This is a genomic window from Pseudothauera nasutitermitis, assembly GCF_004801295.1.
In the GTDB taxonomy this organism is placed as follows: Bacteria; Pseudomonadota; Gammaproteobacteria; order Burkholderiales; family Rhodocyclaceae; genus Pseudothauera; species Pseudothauera nasutitermitis.
The window spans coordinates 519,095-537,328 of record NZ_SSOC01000003.1; the positions used below are offsets into that span (position 1 = coordinate 519,095).

The window sequence follows — 18,234 nt, forward strand, 5'->3', positions numbered from 1 at the left end:
TCAATCGCCCTCCTTCGGCGGCACGATGACTTCGCGGTTGCCATTGCCGCCCATCGCGCTGACCAGCCCGGCGCGCTCCATCTGCTCGATGAGGCGGGCGGCGCGGTTGTAGCCGATGCGCAGATGGCGCTGGACCAGGGAGATGGACGGCCGGCGGGTCTTGATGACCACCTCGACGGCCTGGTCGTAGAGCGGGTCGGCCTCGTCGCCGCCCTCGCCGCCGCCACCGCCCAGCGCGGCATCCATGTCGTCCTCGGGGGCGGACAGGATGCCTTCCACGTAGTCCGGCGGCCCCAGGCTCTTCAGGTGCTCGACCACCTTGTGCACCTCTTCGTCGGCGACGAAGGCGCCATGCACACGCACCGGCAGGCCGGTGCCCGGCGGCAGGTAGAGCATGTCGCCCATGCCGAGCAGGTTCTCCGCGCCCATCTGGTCGAGGATAGTGCGCGAGTCGATCTTGCTGGACACCTGGAAGGCGATGCGGGTCGGCACGTTGGCCTTGATCAGCCCGGTGATCACATCCACCGACGGGCGCTGGGTGGCGAGGATCAGGTGGATGCCGGCGGCGCGCGCCTTCTGCGCGAGGCGGGCGATGAGCTCTTCCACCTTCTTGCCGACCACCATCATCATGTCGGCCAGCTCATCCACCACCACCACGATGTGCGGCAGCGCTTCGAGCGGTTCGGGGCTTTCCGGGGTGATCGAGAACGGATTGCCGAGCGGCGCGCCGGCCCTGGCGGCCTCGGCCACGGCCTTGTTGAAGCCCGCCAGGTTGCGCACGCCCACGGCGGCCATCAGCTTGTAGCGCTTGTCCATCTCCACCACGCACCAGTTCAGCGCGTTGGCGGCGTGCTTCATGTCGGTGACCACCGGCGCGAGCAGGTGCGGAATGCCCTCGTAGATGGACAGTTCCAGCATCTTCGGGTCGACCATGATCAGCCGCACCTTGTCCGGCTCACTCTTGTAGAGCAGCGACAGGATCATCGCGTTGATGCCCACCGACTTGCCCGAGCCGGTGGTGCCGGCCACCAGCAGGTGGGGCATCTTGGCCAGGTCGGCGACCACCGGCTGGCCGCCGATGTCCTTGCCAAGCACCACGGTGAGCGCCGAGTGCATGTCGTTGAACACCTTGGAGCCGACGATTTCCGACAGGCGCACGGTCTGCCGCTTGGGGTTGGGCAGTTCCAGCGCCATGCACGACTTGCCCGGCACAGTCTCCACCACGCGGATGGAGATCAGCGACAGGGCGCGCGCCAGATCCTTGGCCAGATTGACCACCTGGCTGCCCTTCACGCCGACGGCCGGCTCGATTTCGTAGCGCGTGATCACCGGGCCGGGATAGGCGGCCAGCACTTTCACTTCCACGCCGAATTCGCCGAGCTTGGATTCGATCAGCCGCGAGGTGAATTCCAGCGCCTCGGCCGACGGCGGCTCGCCGTCTCCACTGGGTTCGTCGAGCAGCGCGAGCGGCGGCAGCCCGCCCTGCGCCGGATCGGCGAACAGGGTCTGCTGGCGCTCCTTGTGCACGCGCTCGGATTTCTGCACTTCCACCACCGCGGGTTCGATGCGCAACTGCGGCGGCGGCGCCTCCACCGATTTGCGCCGCCTGGTTTCCACCACCGCCTCGCGTTTCTGCGCGAGCTCGCGGCCCGCGCGGCGGTCCTGCCAGGTGGCGTAGCCGCGCTGCGCGGCGAACCAGGCCTGCTCCAGCCCGAGACCGATGCGCTCGATCACGGTCAGCCAGGAGATGCCCGAGAACAGCGACAGACCGCCGGCCAGCAGGGCGAGCAGCAGCAGCGTGCCGCCGGTGAAGCCCAGGTAGCGCTGCACCGCGTTGCCCAGTTCCACGCCGATCAGCCCGCCGGGGCCGAGCGGCACGCTGGCGCCATGGGAATGGAAGCGCAGCGCTTCCAGCGCGCTGGAGCCCAGCAGGACGACGAAGAAACCGGCCAGCACGATGAAGAAGGAGCGCCGGTCGGCGAGGAATTCATGGCGCAGGCGGCGGAAACCCCAGACCAGCCCGTAGCCCAGGAAGACCACCCACCACCACGCCGAGACGCCGAACAGATACAGCAGCAGATCCGCCAGCCAGGCGCCGAAGCGCCCGCCGGGGTTGCTCACGCGGGCCACTTCGGCGGCGTGCGACCAGCCCGGATCGGCCTGGTTGTAGCCGAGCAGGATCAGCCCGACATACAGTGACATCACCCCCAGCACCAGCCACTTGGCTTCGTGCAGGAGGTGCGAGATCTTTTCGGGAAGCGGTTGGGAACGGGAGGTGGAACGAGGCAACATCGAACGGCGCGCGGCGCTTCCGGTGGCTGGATGGAGACCGATTATATGCGAAGCGTCGAGCCCCCCGCCGGCATGCTTGCCGGCGGTAACACAAAGCCGGCACGCGCGGACCTGTCAGACGTCGTTGAGGCGCTCGCGCAGCACCACGCCGCGCTCGGTTTCCTCGATCAGCCCCTGCACGCTGAGATCCTTCATCACCCGGCTGACCATCTCGCGCGAGGCGCCGATCATCTTGGCGATGTCCTGCTTGGAGATCTTGCGCACCACGATGGTCTGGCCGCCGTGTTCCTCGGCCATCTCCAGCAACAGGCGGGCCACCCGGCCGTAAACGTCCATCAGCGCCAGGCTCTCGATCTTGCGGTCGGCGTTGCGCAGGCGCTCGGCGAGGTTGCACATGATGCGCCAGGCCACCTCGAAGTTGTCCTTCATGATCTGGCGGAAGTCCTGCTTGGGGATCATCACCAGATCGGCCGGCGTCACCGCCACCACCGAGGCCGAGCGCGGCTGCTCGCCGAAGATGGCCATCTCGCCGAACAGTTCGCCCTGGCCGAGGATGGACAGGATGACCTCGCGGCCATCCTCGTCGCTGACCACCACCTTCAGGCTGCCGGTGAGCACGAAGTACACGAAATCGCTGCGATCCCCGGCGAGCACCACCGCCTGGCCACGCGGAAAGCGCCGCATCATCGAACAATGCGCCACCGAGGCGAGCACCTCGTCGGACAGGCCGTGGAACAGGGGGAAAGTCTTCAGCGCGATGGTGGAAACGGCGGTGGGCTGGCTCATGGGCACTCCGGCGGCAAAGGGTCGCGGGGACCGAGTTTGCGCAGTATAGACCAGAGCCCGTTTCGTTTCATGACACACGGCATGCGGAATACCCTATCGGCGCCCCCGGAGCACACTGGTGTCGCGACACTGGACATTGCGTCGCGCTATCGCGGCCATTGGCAGGCACCCCGGATGGGCTCGGCTATAATCCGCGCTGACTTCAATCAGACGGAAGGCCCCGCAGATCATGACCACCCAGCACTCCCGACTGCTCATCCTCGGTTCCGGCCCGGCCGGCTATACCGCCGCCGTATATGCCGCGCGTGCCAACCTCGATCCGGTGCTGATCACCGGGCTGGCCCAGGGCGGCCAGTTGATGACCACCACCGAGGTGGACAACTGGCCGGCGGATGCCGACGGCGTGATGGGCCCCGACCTGATGGCACGCTTCCAGAAGCACGCCGAGCGCTTCAACACCGAGATGATCTTCGATCACATCCACACCGCGAAGCTGCAGGAGCGCCCGTTCCGCCTGATCGGCGATGCCGGCGAGTACACCTGCGACGCGCTGATCATCGCCACCGGCGCCACCGCCAAGTACCTCGGCCTGCCGTCCGAAGAGGAATTTTCCGGGCGCGGCGTGTCGGCCTGCGCGACCTGCGACGGCTTCTTCTACAAGAACCAGGACGTCGCCGTGGTCGGCGGCGGCAACACCGCCGTGGAAGAAGCGCTGTACCTGGCCAACATCGCCAAGAAGGTCACCCTGATCCACCGCCGCGACAAGTTCCGCGCCGAGAAGATCATGATCGACAAGCTGATGTCGCGCGTGGCCGAGGGCAAGATCGAACTGGTGCTCGACAGCGAACTGGCCGAAGTGCTGGGCGACGACAGCGGCGTCACCGGCGTGCGCGTGCGCAACCTGAAGACCGGACAGCAAGGCGACATCGCCGTGCATGGCGTGTTCATCGCCATCGGCCACAAGCCCAACACCGACATCTTCGAAGGCCAGTTGGAGATGGAAGGTGGCTACCTGGTGACCCAGGGCGGGCGCGAGGGCAACGCCACCCAGACCAGCATCCCCGGCGTGTTCGCCGCCGGCGACGTGCAGGACCACATCTACCGCCAGGCGGTCACCTCGGCGGGCACCGGCTGCATGGCCGCGCTCGACGCCGAACGCTACCTGGACGCGCTCGGCAGCGCGGACTGACCCCATGCCGCGCCGGCGCGACCGTTCATCCAGACGGCCGCCCGGCGCGGACGGCGGCGCCGCTTCGCCGTTCGACGCCCTTGCCGAACTGCGCGCCAAGCCGCTGAACCCCCTGCTGCGCGCCTGGGAAGCCGCCCGCGCGCCCCGCACCGCTTCCACCGCCACCGCGCCCCAAGCCGCGGAAGCCGCGCCGAAAATCCCGCAGATCACCCCGGCCGACCTCGCCCTGCTGCACAACGCGATGGCCGACGTGCGCCCGCTGCCCGCCCGTCACGCGCGCGTCGAAAGCGCCGCCCCGCGCCCCGCGCCGGAGCCGCTGGCATTGAAACGGCGCGCCGACGAAGACGCCACGCTGCACGAATCGCTGCACACCCCGCTGAGTTTCGAGGACCGCCTGGACATCGGCGAGGAAGCCGCCTTCCTGCGCCCCGGCCTGCCGCGCCGCGTGCTCGCCGATCTGCGGCGCGGGCGCTGGGTGCTGCAGGGCGAGGTGGATCTGCACGGTCTGAACCGCGAACAGGCGCGCGAGGAACTCGCGCGCTTCCTGCACGCCAGCCTGCAGCGCGGGCGGCGCTGCGTACGGGTGATTCACGGCAAGGGATTGGGTTCGCCCGGCCGGGTGCCGGTGCTCAAGCAGCTATCGCGCGGCTGGCTCGCGCAGCGCGAGGAAATCCTGGCGTTCTGCCAGGCCGGCCCGCACGCGGGCGGATCGGGGGCGCTGCTGGTGTTGCTGCGGGCGCCGAACGGCGCCCGCGACAGAGGCTGAAGCGAGTCAGATCGGGCTCAGATCGCCGCTTCGTTGGTTTCGCCGGTACGGATGCGCACCACCTGCTCCACCGGCATCACGAAGATCTTGCCGTCGCCGATCTTGCCGGTGTGCGCGGCCTTGATGATGGCTTCGGTGGCCTGCTCGACCAGGTCGTCGCCCACCACCACCTCCACCTTGATCTTGGGCAGGAAATCCACCACGTATTCGGCGCCGCGATACAGTTCGGTATGGCCCTTCTGCCGGCCGAAGCCCTTCACCTCGGTGACGGTCAGGCCGGCGATGCCGACTTCCGACAGCGCCTCGCGCACTTCATCGAGCTTGAACGGTTTGATGATGGCTTCGATCTTTTTCATCGGATTCTCCAGTGTTGATCGGCTCGCGGCATGCCCGGACGGCACGCCGGTTCAATATTCGTCGCGGTAACGCGATGTTATCGGATAACGCCAGTCCCTGCCGAACCCGCGCGGGGTCACGCGGATGCCCACCGGGGCCTGGCGGCGCTTGTATTCGTTGCGCCGCAGCAGTTGCACGGTACGCCGCACGTCGGCTTCCGGCAGGCCGGCGGCGATGATCTCGCGCGGCGACAGGTCGCGCTCCATGTAGGCCTCGATGACCGCGTCAAGAATCTCGTAGGGCGGCAGGCTGTCCTGGTCCTTCTGGTCGGGCTTGAGCTCGGCGGACGGCGGGCGGGTGATGATGTTCTCCGGGATCACCTCGCCCTGCGTGTTGCGCCAGCGCGCCAGGCGGAACACCAGCGTCTTGTACAGGTCCTTGAGCACCGCGAAGCCGCCCGCCATGTCACCGTACAGCGTAGCGTAGCCGGTGGCCATCTCGCTTTTGTTGCCGGTGGTCAGCACGATCGCACCGGTCTTGTTGGACAGCGCCATCAGGATCATCCCGCGGATGCGGCTCTGCAGATTCTCCTCGGTGGCATCCTCGGGCAGCCCGGCGAACTGTTCGGCGAGCAGCCCGGCAAAGGTGCGCATGGCCGGTTCGATGGCGATCTCGTCGTAGCGCACGCCCAGCCCGCGCACCATCTCGCGCGAATCGTCCAGGCTCATCTGCGCGGTGTAGGGCGAGGGCATCATCACCGCGCGTACCTTGTCCGCACCCAGCGCATCCACCGCCACCGCCAGGGTCAGCGCCGAGTCGATGCCGCCCGACAGGCCGACGATCGCACCGGGGAAGCCGTTCTTGTCCAGATAGTCGCGCACGCCGAGCTTGAGCGCCTCATACACCTCGGCTTCCACGGCGCGCGGCGCGCTCACCGAAACATCCTGCCAGCCCCCGTCGCGGTAGCGCACGATGTCTACGCACTCGACGAAGGACGGCGCCTCATGGACCGGCTCGCCCGCGGCGGACAGCGCGAAGGACGCGCCGTCGAACACCAGTTCGTCCTGTCCGCCCACCAGATTGCAGTACAGCGCGGGGATGCCGGTGCTGCACGCGCGGGCACGCAGCACGTCCTGCCGGCTGACCTGCTTGTTGATGTGGAAGGGCGAGGCGTTGAGGGTCAGCAGCACTTCCGCGCCCGCCTCGCGCGCCTGCTCCGCCGGGCCCGGCTCCCAGACATCCTCGCAGATGTTGATGCCCACGCGCACGCCGTTCAACTCCACCACGCAGGGCGCCGAACCGGCATCGAAGTAGCGCACCTCGTCGAACACTTCGTAATTGGGCAGTAACTGCTTGTGGTACACCGCCACCACCCGGCCGTCGCGGATCACCGAAGCGGCGTTGTAGCGCCACCCGTCCTGCGCCTGCGGATGCCCCAGCACCAGCGCGATGCCCTGCACCTGCGGCAGGATGCGGGCGATCTCGCGTTCACAGGCGCGATAGAAATCCGGACGCAGCAGCAGATCCTCGGGCGGATAGCCGGACAGCGCGAGTTCCGGCGTGAGCAGCACGTCGGCGCCAGCGGCACGCGCGCGCGCCAGCGCGTCGAGCACGCGGTCGGCGTTCGCGGCGAGGTCGCCGACGGTGAAATTCAACTGTGCGACGGCAATGGAAAGCGTGGTATTCATGGGGCGCAACTATACCGCGTGATCCCCCGCACCGGCGCCCCCGTGTTGCACTGCAATCGTTCACAGCTTGCGTGGGCAAGCCTGTGGACAAGTGCTGGAAAGACGACCCAAGCACCTGAGGTGGAAACGATTTTCATCATCGCCTAAAAAATGAGCAACCGCCCCGCCCCCGACCGCTTGCTGCACCTGCTCGACTCGCTCGCGGAAATCGATCCAGCACGCTGGGACCACCTCGCCGGCGACGAACCCGGCCTCTCGCACGCCTATCTGCACAGCCTGGAAAGCAGCGGCTGCGTGGACGCACACAGCGGCTGGCAAACGCGCCACGCCACGCTGTGGCACGGTGGCGAACTGGTGGCCGCCATGCCCTTGTACGAGAAGCAGCACTCCTGGGGCGAGTACGTGTTCGACTGGGCCTGGGCCGAGGCCTACACGCGCCACGGCCTGGCCTACTACCCCAAGTGGCTGGCTGCCGTACCCTTCACCCCGGTGCCGGGCCGCCGCCTGCTCGGCAACTGCGCGGAAGATCGCCGGGCGCTGCTGCACGCCGTGCTGGCGATGGTGCGGGCCAGCGGACATTCCTCCTTCCATCTACTGTTTCCGGCCGACGACGAAATCCCCTGGCTGGCCGAGGCCGGGCTGATGCTGCGCCAGGGCGTGCAGTTCCACTGGCGCAACCGGGGCTACCGCGATTTCGACGGTTTCCTCGCCCTGCTGAACCACGACAAACGCAAGAAGATCCGCCAGGAACGCCGCCGCGCCGCCGCCCACGGGCTGAACACACGCTGGCTGGACGGCCATACGGCCAGCGCGGAGGACTGGGCCTTCTTTCACCGCTGCTATCGCGGCACCTACGCCCTGCACCGCTCCACGCCCTATCTGAACCTGGATTTCTTCACCATGCTGGCGAGCCGCGCGCCCGATTCGGTGCGCCTGCTGATCGCCGAGCGAACCGGCCAGCCGGTGGCCGCCGCCTTCTTCCTGCACGCGCGCGGCACGCTGCACGGACGCTACTGGGGCGCGCTGGAGGCGCTGCCCTTCCTGCACTTCGAGCTGTGTTACTACCAGGCCATCGAATACTGCATCGCCCACGGGCTGCAACGCTTCGAAGGCGGCGCGCAGGGCGAGCACAAGCTCTCGCGGGGTCTGGAGCCGGTCGCCACCTGCTCGGCACACTGGATCGCCGATCCACGCTTCCGCCGCGCGCTGGATGATTTCCTCGCACGCGAGCGCGCCGGGGTCGGCTTCTATCTGGACGAACTGGCCGAGCGCACCCCCTTCCGCTCCGCCCCATGAATGCAAAGGGCCCGCGCATGGCGGGCCCCTGCTGCGCGGGCGGCACGCGGCCGCCCGGCGCGGAGCGAATTACTTCTTGGCGTTGGCCAGACCGTCGAGGATTTCCTGACGCGCCTCGTCCACCGTGCCCCAGCCCAGCACCTTGACCCACTTGCCCGGCTCCAGGTCCTTGTAGTGCTCGAAGAAATGCACGGTCTGCTGCATCAGCAGTTCCGGCAGATCGTCGGTGGTCTGCACCTTGTTGTACAGCGGGGTCAGCTTGGACACCGGCACGGCGACGACCTTGGCGTCGGTGCCCGATTCGTCTTCCATCTTCAGCACGCCCACCGGACGGCAGCGCACCACCACGCCGGGCAGCAGCGGGAAGGGGGTGATCACCAGCACGTCCACCGGGTCACCGTCGCCGGCGACGGTATGCGGCACGTAGCCGTAGTTGATCGGGTAGCGCATCGAGGTGCCCATGAAGCGGTCGACGAAGACGGCGCCGCTGTCCTTGTCCACCTCGAACTTGATCGGATCGGCCTGCGCCGGAATCTCGATGATGACGTTGATGTCGTTCGGCACATCCTTGCCCGCAGGCACGCTCTCGAAGCCCATGTCCCTACCCTCCGGTGAAAAAAGTGGCGGGAATTATACGGGAAAGCGTCCGCCGCAAGCGGTCGTGCACCACAGCCAGCAGGCGGCGTTCATGGCCATGGCCGCCGGCCGGTGCAAGGGCGCTCCTCCTTGCGAAGAGAGCGCCATGCAGCATCACACGGGCGAATCGAACCCCGCGCCCTCCACCGCCGCGCGCAGTTGCGCCGGTTCGACGCGCGCCGGGTCGTAGCGCACCTGCGCGCTCGCGCTTTCCAGCGAAACCTGCGCGTCCTCGACGCCGGGCAGCGCCTTCAGCACGCCGGTGACGTTGCGCACGCAACCGCCGCAACTCATGCCCTCGACCTTGATCGTCACTTCCGCCATTGCCAACACTCCTGTCCGACTGGGTTGAAAAACACGCTCATCCGCGCCGCGGCCGCCAGCGCCGCAGCAGCAGGGAATTGCTCACCACCGATACCGAACTCATCGCCATCGCCGCGCCGGCCACCACCGGATTGAGGAAGCCCAGCGCCGCCAGCGGAATGCCCAGCACGTTGTAGATGAAGGCGAAGAACAGATTCTGGCGGATCTTCGCCAGCGTGGCACGCGACAGGTCGATGGCGTCGGCCACGCCCTCCAGGCTGTTGCGCACCAGGGTGATGTCGGCCGCCTCCACCGCCACGTCGGCACCCACGCCGATGGCGAAGGACACGTCGGCGGCGGCCAGCGCCGGCGCGTCGTTGATGCCGTCACCGGCCATGCCCACGCGCAGGCCGCCCGCGCCCAGGGCCTTGACCGCCTCCGCCTTGCCGTCCGGCAGCACACCGGCGCGGTATTCATCGATGCCCACCTGGCGGGCGATGGCCGCCGCGGTCACTTCATGGTCGCCGGTGAGCATCACCACGCGCAGCCCCAGCGCATGCAGGCGGGCCACCGCGCGCGGAGAATCCTCGCGCAGCGGATCGGCCACGCCGAGCAGCCCAGCGTAGGCGCCATCCACGCCCACCGCCACCAGGCTCTGCCCGGCGGCCGCCAGTTCGGCGACTGCCTCGGCCGGCACGGCCACGCCCTGTTCGGCCAGGAAGGCGGGCGCGCCCAGCACCAGCGCACGCCCTTCCACCCGGCCCTCGATGCCCTTGCCGCCGTGGCTGCGTACCGCATCGACCGCCGGCAGCGTAAGCCCGGCATGGTGCGCCTCGTCCACCACCGCACGCGCGATCGGGTGCGCGCTGCCCTGTTCGAGCGCGCCGGCCAGGCGCAGCACTTCCTCGCGCGACCAGCCGGGCGCCGGACGCACCTCGGCCACCGCCGGCTCGCCGCGGGTCAGCGTGCCGGTCTTGTCCACCGCCAGCACGCGCAGCTTCTCGGCCAGTTCCAGCGCCTCGGCGTTCTTCACCAGCATGCCGGCGCGCGCGCCCTGGCCGGTGCCGACCATGATCGCCGTGGGCGTGGCCAGCCCGAGCGCGCACGGGCAGGCGATCACCAGCACCGCCACGGCGTTGATCAGCGCCTGGGCGAAATCGCCCGACCACAGCCACCAGCCCGCCAGGGTCAGCACCGCCAGCCCCACCACCACCGGTACGAACACCGCCGAGATGCGGTCGGCCAGACGCTGCACCGGCGCCTTCGAACCCTGGGCCTGCGCCACCAGCCGGATGATGCCGGCCAGCAGCGTGGCACCGCCCACGCCGGTGGCCCGGCAGCGCAGCAGGCCCTCGCCATTGAGCGTGGCGGCGAACACGCGGTCGCCCGCCGTCTTGTCCACCGGCAGACTCTCGCCGGTGAGCATGGCCTCGTTGAGCGCGGACTGGCCGGACTCCACCATCCCATCCACCGGCACCGCATCGCCCGGGCGCACGACGAACAGATCACCCGGACGCAGCGTGGCCACCGGCACCTCGACCAGTTTGCCGTCGCGCTCCACGCGCGCCATCCTGGGCTGCAGGCGCACCAGCGCGTCGAGCGCGGCGCCGGTGCGCGCCTTGGCGCGCGCCTCCATCAGCTTGCCGAGCAGCACCAAGGTGATGATCATCGCCGAGGCTTCGAAATACACGTGCTGGTCGTGCAGGCCGAACAGCGTGACCACTGCGCTGAAGACCCAGGCCATGCTGGTCCCCAGCACCACCAGCACGTCCATGTTGGCCCCGCCGCCGCGCAGCGCCGCCCAGGCGCCGCGATAGAAACGCGCGCCGATCCAGAACTGCACCGGCGTGGCGAGCAGCAGCTGCAGCCAGCGCGGGATCAGATCGTGATGCGCTTCGCCTCCCCAGCCGCCGGCCAGCATGCCGGGCATCTGCGCGGCGAGCGGCAGCGTGAGCAGTGCAGCGATCCAGAACCGGCGCAGGTCGCGCCGCCAGGTTTCGGCATGGCGGGCGCGCTCCTGCTCGCGAATGTCCAGTCCGGCCTCGACGGCAGCGAAGCCGGCGCGCGCCACCGCCGCGATGGCGGCCTGCGGCGACGACAGCCCCGGCTGGTAGTGCAGATGCGCGCGTTCGGTGGCCAAGTTGACCGTGGCCTGCACGCCGGGCAGGCGGTTCAGCACCTTCTCCAGGCGGGTCGAGCAGGCCGCGCAGGTCATGCCGGAGATGGACAGTTCCAGTTCGGCCGGCGGCACGTCGAAGCCTGCCTTGCGGATGGCCTCCACCACGGCCTCCGGCGCGGTCTCGCCGGACAGGGCCACATGCGCGTGCTCGGCGGCCAGGTTCACGCTGGCGTCGACGCCGGGCAGGCGGTTCAATACCTTCTCGATGCGGGTGGCGCAGGCCGCGCAGGTCATGCCGGCGATCGGCAGATCCAGCTCGGCGGCGGGCAGCGCGGGCACGGGGGAACGGTCGTTCATCGGGCTTCGGCTTGCGGTCACGGTTGCAATGGTGGCAGTCTAGACCCTGTACCCAGGTACGGAGTCAACCCCGAAATGAAACCGGCCATCCCCACCCCCACCGCAGGGCTCACCATCGGCCGCCTGGCCGCCGCCGCAGGCGTCGGCGTCGAAACGGTGCGCTACTATCAGCGCCGCGGCCTGATCGGCGCCCCGGTGCGCCACAAGGGCGCCTTCGGGCTGTATGGCGACGACACACTGCAGCGCCTGCGTTTCATCCGCCGCGCCCAGACGCTGGGTTTCAGTCTCGAGGAAATCGACGGTCTGCTGGCGCTCGACGAGGAGCGCGACCGCGACAAGGCACGTGCATTGGCGCAGGCCAAGATCGCCGACATCGAAGCGCGTCTCCGGCAACTGGAGGACGTGCGCGGCGCCCTGCTCGGCCTGGTGCATTGCTGCGAGCACAGCAGCGCGCCGGCACCGTGCCCGATCCTGCAGGCGCTGGGCGAAGGCCCCGGCTCAGCAGATCACCCCGTTCCACAGCATGCCGCCCAGTGACGGAGCGTGGAACAGGCCGAACACGCCGAAGCCCATCACCACCAGACCGGCGGCGAAGCGCACCTTGCCGTTGCGCGTGACGTCGCGGAAACGCTTGAACACCAGACCGGCGAGCAGCAGGTTGGGCAGCGTGCCCAGGCCGAAGGCCAGCATCAGCCCCGCGCCGCGCGTAGCCGAACCGGTGACCAACGCGGTGGCCAGCACGCTATAGACCAGTCCACAGGGCAGGAAACCCCACAGCAGGCCGAGCGGATAGCCCTGGGCGACCGAGCGCGCCGGCAGAAAGCGCCTGGTGAGCGGCTGGATGCGCCGCCACAGGTGATGCCCGGCGCGCTCCACCGGCGCGAGCAGCCGGGTGAAGCCGGTCAGATACAGCCCCAGCGCGATCAGCATCAGGTTGGCCAGCACGTACAGGCCGAGCTGGATCGGCAGCACGCCTTCGTACAGCATGCCCACCGTGCCCAGCGCGCCGAGCAGGCCGCCGACGACGGTATAGGTGGTGATGCGCCCGAGGTTGTAGGCCAGGTGGATCGGCCACTGCCGGCGGGTCTGCCCCGGCACCTGCACGGTGAGCGCGCCGACGATGCCGCCGCACATGCCCACGCAGTGCGTGCCGCCGAGCAGGCCGATGAGGAAGACCGCGAGATAACCGGTTTCAGGCATTCGAGGACAGCCGGGGGTGTTGTCTCCAGGCGCGCATTCTACGCCTCGCGGCCAACGGGCGCCGGTCAGATCACCTTGGAGTAGCGCTTGCGCTCGCGGTCGGCACGCAGGAAGCGGTCGAACACCATGGCGATGCCGCGCACCAGCATGCGTCCCGGCGGCAGCACGGTGATCCACTCGTCGTCGACCTTGAGCAGGCCGGCCTTTTCCATTTCGCGCAGATCGGCGAGCTCTTCCGCGAAGTATTCACGGAAGTTGATCAGATGGGCGATCTGGATGGACTCGATGGACAGCTCGAAGTGGCACATCAGCGCCTGGATGATCGAGCGGCGCAGCAGGTCGTCGGCGGTCAACTCGATGCCGCGCAGCACCGGCAGCTCGTCCTGGTCGAGGATGTCGTAGTACTCGTCCAGCGTCTTGACGTTCTGCGCGTAGGTCGGCCCCACCTTGCTGATCGCCGACACGCCGAAGGCCAGCAGGTCGCACTCGGCGTGGGTGGAGTAGCCCTGGAAGTTGCGGTGCAGGCGGCCCTGGCGCTGGGCGATGGTGAGTTCGTCGTCCGGCTTGGCGAAGTGGTCCATGCCGATGTACACATAGCCCGCCTCGGTGAGCCGGCGGATGGCCAGTTGCAGGATCTGCAGCTTGGTGTCGGCGGTGGGCATGTCCACCGAGTTGATGCGGCGCTGCGGCTTGAACAGCTGCGGCAGGTGCGCGTAACTGTACAGCGAGACGCGGTCCGGAGAAATCTGCAGCACCTGCTCCAGCGTGCGGTTGAAGCTGATGATGTTCTGCTTGGGCAGGCCGTAGATCAGGTCCATCGACACGGACTTGAAGCCGGTAGCGCGCGCGGCGTCCACCACCAGCTTGGTCTCCTCGAAGCTCTGCACGCGGTTGACCGCCACCTGCACGTCGTGGGCGAAGTCCTGCACACCCACGCTCATGCGATTGAAGCCGAGGTTGGAGAGCAGTTCGACGGTGTCGAAATCGACCTTGCGCGGATCGACTTCGATGGAATACTCGCCATTGGGCACCAGGGTGAAGTGCTCGCGCACCGAATCCATCAGCTGATGCATTTCCTCGTGGGACAGGAAGGTCGGCGTGCCACCGCCCAGATGCAACTGGGTGACCTGCCGGCTTCCGCCCAGACAGGAGGCCTGCATCTCGATTTCCTTGGCCAGGTATTTCAGGTACTTGGCCGAGCGCCCGTGATCCTTGGTGATGATCTTGTTGCAGGCGCAGTAGTAACAGATCGTGTTACAAAAAGGGATGTGGAAGTATAATGACAGCGGTCGGCCCAGTCCGCCCACGGCGCGCTTCGCGAGCCAGTCGCGCAGCGATTTGGCGTTGAAGGCCTCGATGAAACGGTCCGCTGTCGGATAGGACGTGTAGCGCGGTCCGTTGATGTCGAAGCGGCGGATCAGTTGGGGGTCGAAGACGAGTTCTTTCTGGTTGCTCATGGTCGTACGGCGGCAGTCTGTTCCGTAAGATCGCAGAAAGCCGGAGTTTTGTGGTTGACGTGGATCAACGAGGCCCCGCCGATCCCGTTAGGAGACGGAGCTGATTATCGTGCAAATGAAGGCGACAGTGCCGGTCTCGATGGCCAGTCTGAAGGCCGCCTGTTCGCAGTGTAACCTCCAGGAGCTGTGCCTGCCGTTCGGGATGTCGGAGAACGAGATCGACCGCCTGGACGAACTGGTGGGCGCCCGCCGCAAGATCAAGCGCCAGCACCACCTGTACCGCGCGGGAGACCTGTTCGAGGCCATCTACGCGATCCGCGCCGGCTCGTTCAAGACCGATGTGCTGCTGGAGGACGGGCGCGAGCAGGTCACCGGCTTCCAGATGACCGGCGAGATCATCGGCCTGGACGGCATCAGCACCGAGTTCCACACCTGTAACGCGATCGCGCTGGAGGACAGCGAGGTGTGCGTGATCCCCTACGCCAAGCTGGAAGAGCTCTCGCGCGAGGTGGAGGGCCTGCAGCACCAGTTCCACAAGGTGATGAGCCGCGAGATCGTGCGCGACCACGGCGTGATGATGCTGCTCGGCTCGATGCGCGCGGAAGAACGCCTGGCGGCCTTCCTGCTCAACATGTCGCAGCGTTTCACCGCGCGCGGCTTCTCCGCCGCCGAATTCCACCTGCGCATGACCCGCGAGGAGATCGGCTCCTACCTCGGACTCAAGCTGGAAACCGTTTCACGCGCGTTCTCGCGCTTCCAGGAAGACGGGCTGGTGGCCGTGCAGCAGAAGCACATCCGCATCCTCAGCATTCCCGGGCTGAAGAAGCTGCTGCACCATCAGCCGGCCGGCTGACGCCGGCGCTCGGTCATCGAACCGCCCAGCGCGGCCATGTCCGCGGCGCTGAGCAGTTCGCGCGCCCAGGGCAGCAGTTCGCCCTCCTCGCGCTCGATATGGTGCTGGTAGCGCGCGGCGAATTCCTCCACCTGCGCGGCATCGAGCACGGCCGCTTCTCCTGCGGCAATGCGCTGCAGGACCGCGCGCAACTGCGCCCAGGCGGCGAACATGCGCTGGTGGTCCGCCAGGATCCAGTCGATCAGCGCCTGCAATGGAGCGCGCCGTCCGGTTTCCACGCGGGCGAGCAACGCCGGGAACAGATCCTCTTCCTCGTCCATGTGGTGATGCACCGCAGCCACATCGAAGTAGCGCATCACCGCCGCCGCGGCCTGGCGTGCCTGCTCGTCGGCGCCATGCGCCGGCAGCCAGGCGGCGAGCCGGGCCAGGGTCTTGAGCTGGGCCTGCACCCGCCCGTGACAGGCTTCGAGCATTTCCAGCGGCGAATCGAAACTCGGGGCGACCGAAATCAGTGAATCGTTCATGCGAACACTCCTGCGACGGCCAGGAATCCGGCCGGGTTCTTGCTGACCGCCACCGAGACGATCCAGCCGAAGACCGCCAGGGCACCGAGCAGCGCGGCGACACGCTGCACCCGGCTGCGCCCGCGGCGCAGCGCCACCATGCCCAGGGCGATGTAGAGCAGCAGGCCGAGCACCTTGGCGGTCACCCAGCCGGCGGAGAAGGGGTATTGCTGGATCAGCACGGCCAGGCCGATGGCGCTCGCCAGCAGCACGCTGTCGATCACGTGCGGCAGCACGCGCACCAGACGCGCACGCGCCAGCCGGTGGTCGCCCAGCACCCAGATGCCGCGCAGCAGGAAACCGGTGATGCTAAGCACCACGCAGGTCACGTGCAGATGTTTCAGGGCGAGGTAGAGCATGGGGTCACCCCGGACGGCCATCGGCGCGCGGTTTGAGATAGATCGGCAGGTAGCGCGCGGCCCAGGCGACGAACACCGCCAGCCAGCCGGCCACCGCCGCCAGCATCAGCCAGGACGACCATGCTCCGGGCAGCAGATCGGCAAGGATGCGCGTACCGACGACCGCCTGCAGGCACAGGAACAGCGCCCAGGTCAGCTGGTCCGCTTCCAGCGCGCGGCCGGAATGGCCCAGCGTGACCCGCGACACCATGGCGAGCAGGATGGAACCGAAGAAGCCGATGCCCAGCGCGTGCAGCGGCGCCAGCCCCAGTCCGTGCCAGCCCAGTTGGGCGCCGATGCCGCGCACGGCGAACAGCAGCAGCGCCACGCCGAGCCAGGCGAAGCCGATGTGCAGCATGCCGAGCAGACGCACGCGCTGGGCCGCCAGCGGACGCCAGTTCACGCACAGCCACAGCGCCAGCGCGCCGGCCGGCGCATCGACCAGCCAGGTCCAGGCGCTCCAGCCGGCCGCCGCCAGCGCGCCGTGCGCCAGGCTGGCGCCCAGCATCGCGCGCAGCGCCCAGGTCGGACGCACCATCACGTAGTTCGGCACGATGTTGCTGGAGAAGAACGGCACCATGCGGTGGCAGACCGAGAAGAACACCGGCAACAGGAAAGCCCAGATGCCCGCCTCGATGCCCAGCCGCGCCCAGAACGCGCCGCCGCCCAGGGCGAACACCAGCCATGCGGCGACCGACAGCCCGCCACCCGCCACCCCCAGCCAGGCGGCACGCGCGTGCAGCGGATCAGGACGCGAACGGAAGGCCACCCTCCACAATACCCGGGCGAGCAGGCCCCAGCCCACCAGCACCAGGAACAGGCCGGCAGCCAGCAGCGGCAGCCACCACAGGCCGATCGCCACCAGCACCCAGCCGGCCACCAGCAGCCGCCAGGCCGGCAGCCAGGACGCCGGTGCGATGTCGGGCATGCTCTGCCAGCGCGGCATCGCGGTGAACAGAAAGCCGAAGATGTAGAACGGAAACACCCCGCCCACCGTCAGCAGCGCATGTGCCCAGCCGGGCGGCAGGCTCCAGCCCGGGTGCGGGGCCAGCCCGGTGCGCGCGGCCAGTTCCAGCGCCCACAGCGCAAAGACCAGCAACAGCATGCAGCCGCCCGAGAGAAACATCGCCCGGTGCGGCGCGAAAAACAACGGCATGCCCGTGGCCGATGCCTGATTCGATGCCATGTTCGCTCCGCTCCTCCAAGCGCCTGCACCACCATGGGGCAGGCTAGAATACCCATCAAAAACAGGAGACCCCCATGCCCGATCCGAACATGAGCATCCCCCAACTGCTGCGTCAGATGCCGCTGTTCAGCGAACTGTCCGACGACGACATCGAACGCGTCGCGCACTACACCCGCGACCGCCATCTGGCCAAGGGCGAGATGCTGTTCCAGCGCGGCGATCCGGCACACGGCTTCTACTTCGTCGTGGACGGCCAGATCAAGCTGGCGTTCTCGTCCGCCCAGGGCAACGAGAAGGTGGTCGAGGTGATCGGCCCGCGGCAGAGCTTCGGCGAGGCGGTGATGTTCATGGACCGCCCCTACCCGGTGTTCGCCGAGGCGCTGGTCGATACCTCGCTGCTGCACGTCGGCCAGCGCGTGGTCTCCGACCTGCTCGACCAGGACGCCGCGTTCGCCCGCAAGCTGCTCGCCGGCATGGCGATCCGCCTGCACGGCATGGTGCGCGACGTGGAAACCTATTCGCTGCGCTCCAGCACCCAGCGGGTGATCGGCTACCTGCTCCAGCAGTCCGACGAGACCGCCGGCAGCGGCACCGAATTCGACCTGGCGATCAGCAAGCAGGTCATCGCCTCGCGCCTGAACCTCACCCCGGAAACGCTTTCGCGCATCTTCCACGACCTGTCCAGCGCCGGGCTGATCAGCGTGCGCGGCAAGCACATCACCCTGCACGACCCCGCCCGCCTGGCGCGCCACCAAGGCTGAAACGGCGACGCCCCGTGGCCGCCATTGTCCGCGGCCACGGGGCGCCGG

Annotated in this window: 18 protein-coding genes; 6 read left to right on the forward strand and 12 right to left on the reverse strand. The window is 68.2% G+C overall.

What is annotated here, in order from left to right; genetic code table 11:
* Both E6C76_RS09740 and E6C76_RS09745 read right to left on the reverse strand, forming a co-directional pair.
* Nucleotides 1–2,292, reverse strand: a complete 2,292-nt coding sequence (locus E6C76_RS09740; RefSeq protein ID WP_136348019.1) for a DNA translocase FtsK — start codon at nucleotides 2,290–2,292, stop codon at nucleotides 1–3.
* Nucleotides 2,293–2,406: 114 nt separating this feature from the next.
* Nucleotides 2,407–3,078, reverse strand: a complete 672-nt coding sequence (locus tag E6C76_RS09745; protein ID WP_136348020.1) for a Crp/Fnr family transcriptional regulator — start codon at nucleotides 3,076–3,078, stop codon at nucleotides 2,407–2,409.
* A gap of 229 nt (nucleotides 3,079–3,307) precedes the next feature.
* On the opposite strand from E6C76_RS09745, the gene trxB reads away from it, so the two are divergent.
* Together trxB and E6C76_RS09755 are read left to right on the forward strand one after the other, a co-directional pair.
* Complete coding sequence (gene trxB / locus E6C76_RS09750; protein ID WP_136348021.1) at nucleotides 3,308–4,267, forward strand: thioredoxin-disulfide reductase; 960 nt, start codon at nucleotides 3,308–3,310, stop codon at nucleotides 4,265–4,267.
* A 4-nt stretch (nucleotides 4,268–4,271) separates the two neighbouring features.
* Nucleotides 4,272–5,033, forward strand: a complete 762-nt coding sequence (locus tag E6C76_RS09755) for a Smr/MutS family protein (RefSeq protein ID WP_136348022.1) — start codon at nucleotides 4,272–4,274, stop codon at nucleotides 5,031–5,033.
* 17 nt (nucleotides 5,034–5,050) lie between these two features.
* On the opposite strand, the gene E6C76_RS09760 is transcribed toward E6C76_RS09755, so the two are convergent.
* Nucleotides 5,051–5,389, reverse strand: coding sequence for a P-II family nitrogen regulator (locus tag E6C76_RS09760; protein WP_136348023.1), 339 nt, complete (start codon nucleotides 5,387–5,389; stop codon nucleotides 5,051–5,053).
* 51 nt (nucleotides 5,390–5,440) lie between these two features.
* Complete coding sequence (locus E6C76_RS09765; protein WP_136348024.1) at nucleotides 5,441–7,057, reverse strand: NAD+ synthase; 1,617 nt, start codon at nucleotides 7,055–7,057, stop codon at nucleotides 5,441–5,443.
* Nucleotides 7,058–7,207: 150 nt separating this feature from the next.
* On the opposite strand from E6C76_RS09765, the gene E6C76_RS09770 reads away from it, so the two are divergent.
* Nucleotides 7,208–8,353: a GNAT family N-acetyltransferase gene (locus tag E6C76_RS09770; RefSeq protein WP_136348025.1), complete on the forward strand. Its 1,146-nt coding sequence runs from the start codon at nucleotides 7,208–7,210 to the stop codon at nucleotides 8,351–8,353.
* 69 nt (nucleotides 8,354–8,422) lie between these two features.
* Here the strand turns inward: E6C76_RS09770 and ppa are convergent, their stop codons facing one another.
* The 3 genes from ppa to E6C76_RS09785 all read right to left on the reverse strand — a co-directional run bounded on the left by ppa (nucleotide 8,423) and on the right by E6C76_RS09785 (nucleotide 11,768).
* Nucleotides 8,423–8,950, reverse strand: coding sequence for an inorganic diphosphatase (gene ppa / locus E6C76_RS09775; protein ID WP_136348026.1), 528 nt, complete (start codon nucleotides 8,948–8,950; stop codon nucleotides 8,423–8,425).
* A 153-nt stretch (nucleotides 8,951–9,103) separates the two neighbouring features.
* Nucleotides 9,104–9,313 carry a heavy-metal-associated domain-containing protein gene (locus tag E6C76_RS09780; RefSeq protein ID WP_136348027.1) on the reverse strand — a complete coding sequence of 70 codons (210 nt, stop codon included), beginning with the start codon at nucleotides 9,311–9,313 and terminating at the stop codon, nucleotides 9,104–9,106.
* Between the two features lie 37 nt (nucleotides 9,314–9,350).
* Nucleotides 9,351–11,768: a heavy metal translocating P-type ATPase gene (locus E6C76_RS09785; RefSeq protein WP_136348028.1), complete on the reverse strand. Its 2,418-nt coding sequence runs from the start codon at nucleotides 11,766–11,768 to the stop codon at nucleotides 9,351–9,353.
* A 75-nt stretch (nucleotides 11,769–11,843) separates the two neighbouring features.
* Between E6C76_RS09785 and E6C76_RS09790 the strand changes: the two genes are divergently transcribed.
* Complete coding sequence (locus tag E6C76_RS09790; RefSeq protein WP_136348029.1) at nucleotides 11,844–12,305, forward strand: MerR family transcriptional regulator; 462 nt, start codon at nucleotides 11,844–11,846, stop codon at nucleotides 12,303–12,305.
* On the opposite strand, the gene E6C76_RS09795 is transcribed toward E6C76_RS09790, so the two are convergent.
* Both E6C76_RS09795 and hemN read right to left on the reverse strand, forming a co-directional pair.
* On the reverse strand, nucleotides 12,267–12,968 hold the full coding sequence (locus E6C76_RS09795; RefSeq protein ID WP_136348030.1) for a sulfite exporter TauE/SafE family protein: 702 nt from the start codon (nucleotides 12,966–12,968) through the stop codon (nucleotides 12,267–12,269). The two genes, E6C76_RS09790 and E6C76_RS09795, sit on opposite strands and share 39 nt — an antisense overlap.
* A gap of 65 nt (nucleotides 12,969–13,033) precedes the next feature.
* Nucleotides 13,034–14,425 (reverse strand): oxygen-independent coproporphyrinogen III oxidase, encoded by a 1,392-nt coding sequence (gene hemN / locus E6C76_RS09800; RefSeq protein WP_136348031.1) that lies wholly within the window; start codon nucleotides 14,423–14,425, stop codon nucleotides 13,034–13,036.
* A 115-nt stretch (nucleotides 14,426–14,540) separates the two neighbouring features.
* Between hemN and fnr the strand changes: the two genes are divergently transcribed.
* Entirely contained in the window at nucleotides 14,541–15,278 is a 738-nt protein-coding gene (fnr, locus tag E6C76_RS09805) for a fumarate/nitrate reduction transcriptional regulator Fnr (protein ID WP_136348032.1), read from the forward strand.
* On the opposite strand, the gene E6C76_RS09810 is transcribed toward fnr, so the two are convergent.
* Genes E6C76_RS09810 through E6C76_RS09820 form a run of 3 tightly spaced genes read right to left on the reverse strand, consistent with a single transcriptional unit; the run spans nucleotide 15,263 to nucleotide 17,425 of the window.
* The gene (locus E6C76_RS09810) at nucleotides 15,263–15,802 is read right to left on the reverse strand and encodes a hemerythrin domain-containing protein (protein ID WP_136348033.1); all 540 of its coding nucleotides are present in this window, start codon (nucleotides 15,800–15,802) and stop codon (nucleotides 15,263–15,265) included. The genes fnr and E6C76_RS09810 overlap by 16 nt on opposite strands.
* Nucleotides 15,799–16,200, reverse strand: coding sequence for a SirB2 family protein (locus tag E6C76_RS09815; RefSeq protein WP_136348034.1), 402 nt, complete (start codon nucleotides 16,198–16,200; stop codon nucleotides 15,799–15,801). The genes E6C76_RS09810 and E6C76_RS09815 overlap by 4 nt, the downstream gene beginning before the upstream one ends.
* A 4-nt stretch (nucleotides 16,201–16,204) precedes the next feature.
* Nucleotides 16,205–17,425, reverse strand: coding sequence for an NnrS family protein (locus E6C76_RS09820; protein ID WP_136348035.1), 1,221 nt, complete (start codon nucleotides 17,423–17,425; stop codon nucleotides 16,205–16,207).
* A 74-nt stretch (nucleotides 17,426–17,499) separates the two neighbouring features.
* Between E6C76_RS09820 and E6C76_RS09825 the strand changes: the two genes are divergently transcribed.
* Nucleotides 17,500–18,186 (forward strand): Crp/Fnr family transcriptional regulator, encoded by a 687-nt coding sequence (locus E6C76_RS09825; RefSeq protein ID WP_136348036.1) that lies wholly within the window; start codon nucleotides 17,500–17,502, stop codon nucleotides 18,184–18,186.
* Nucleotides 18,187–18,234 lie beyond the last annotated feature (48 nt).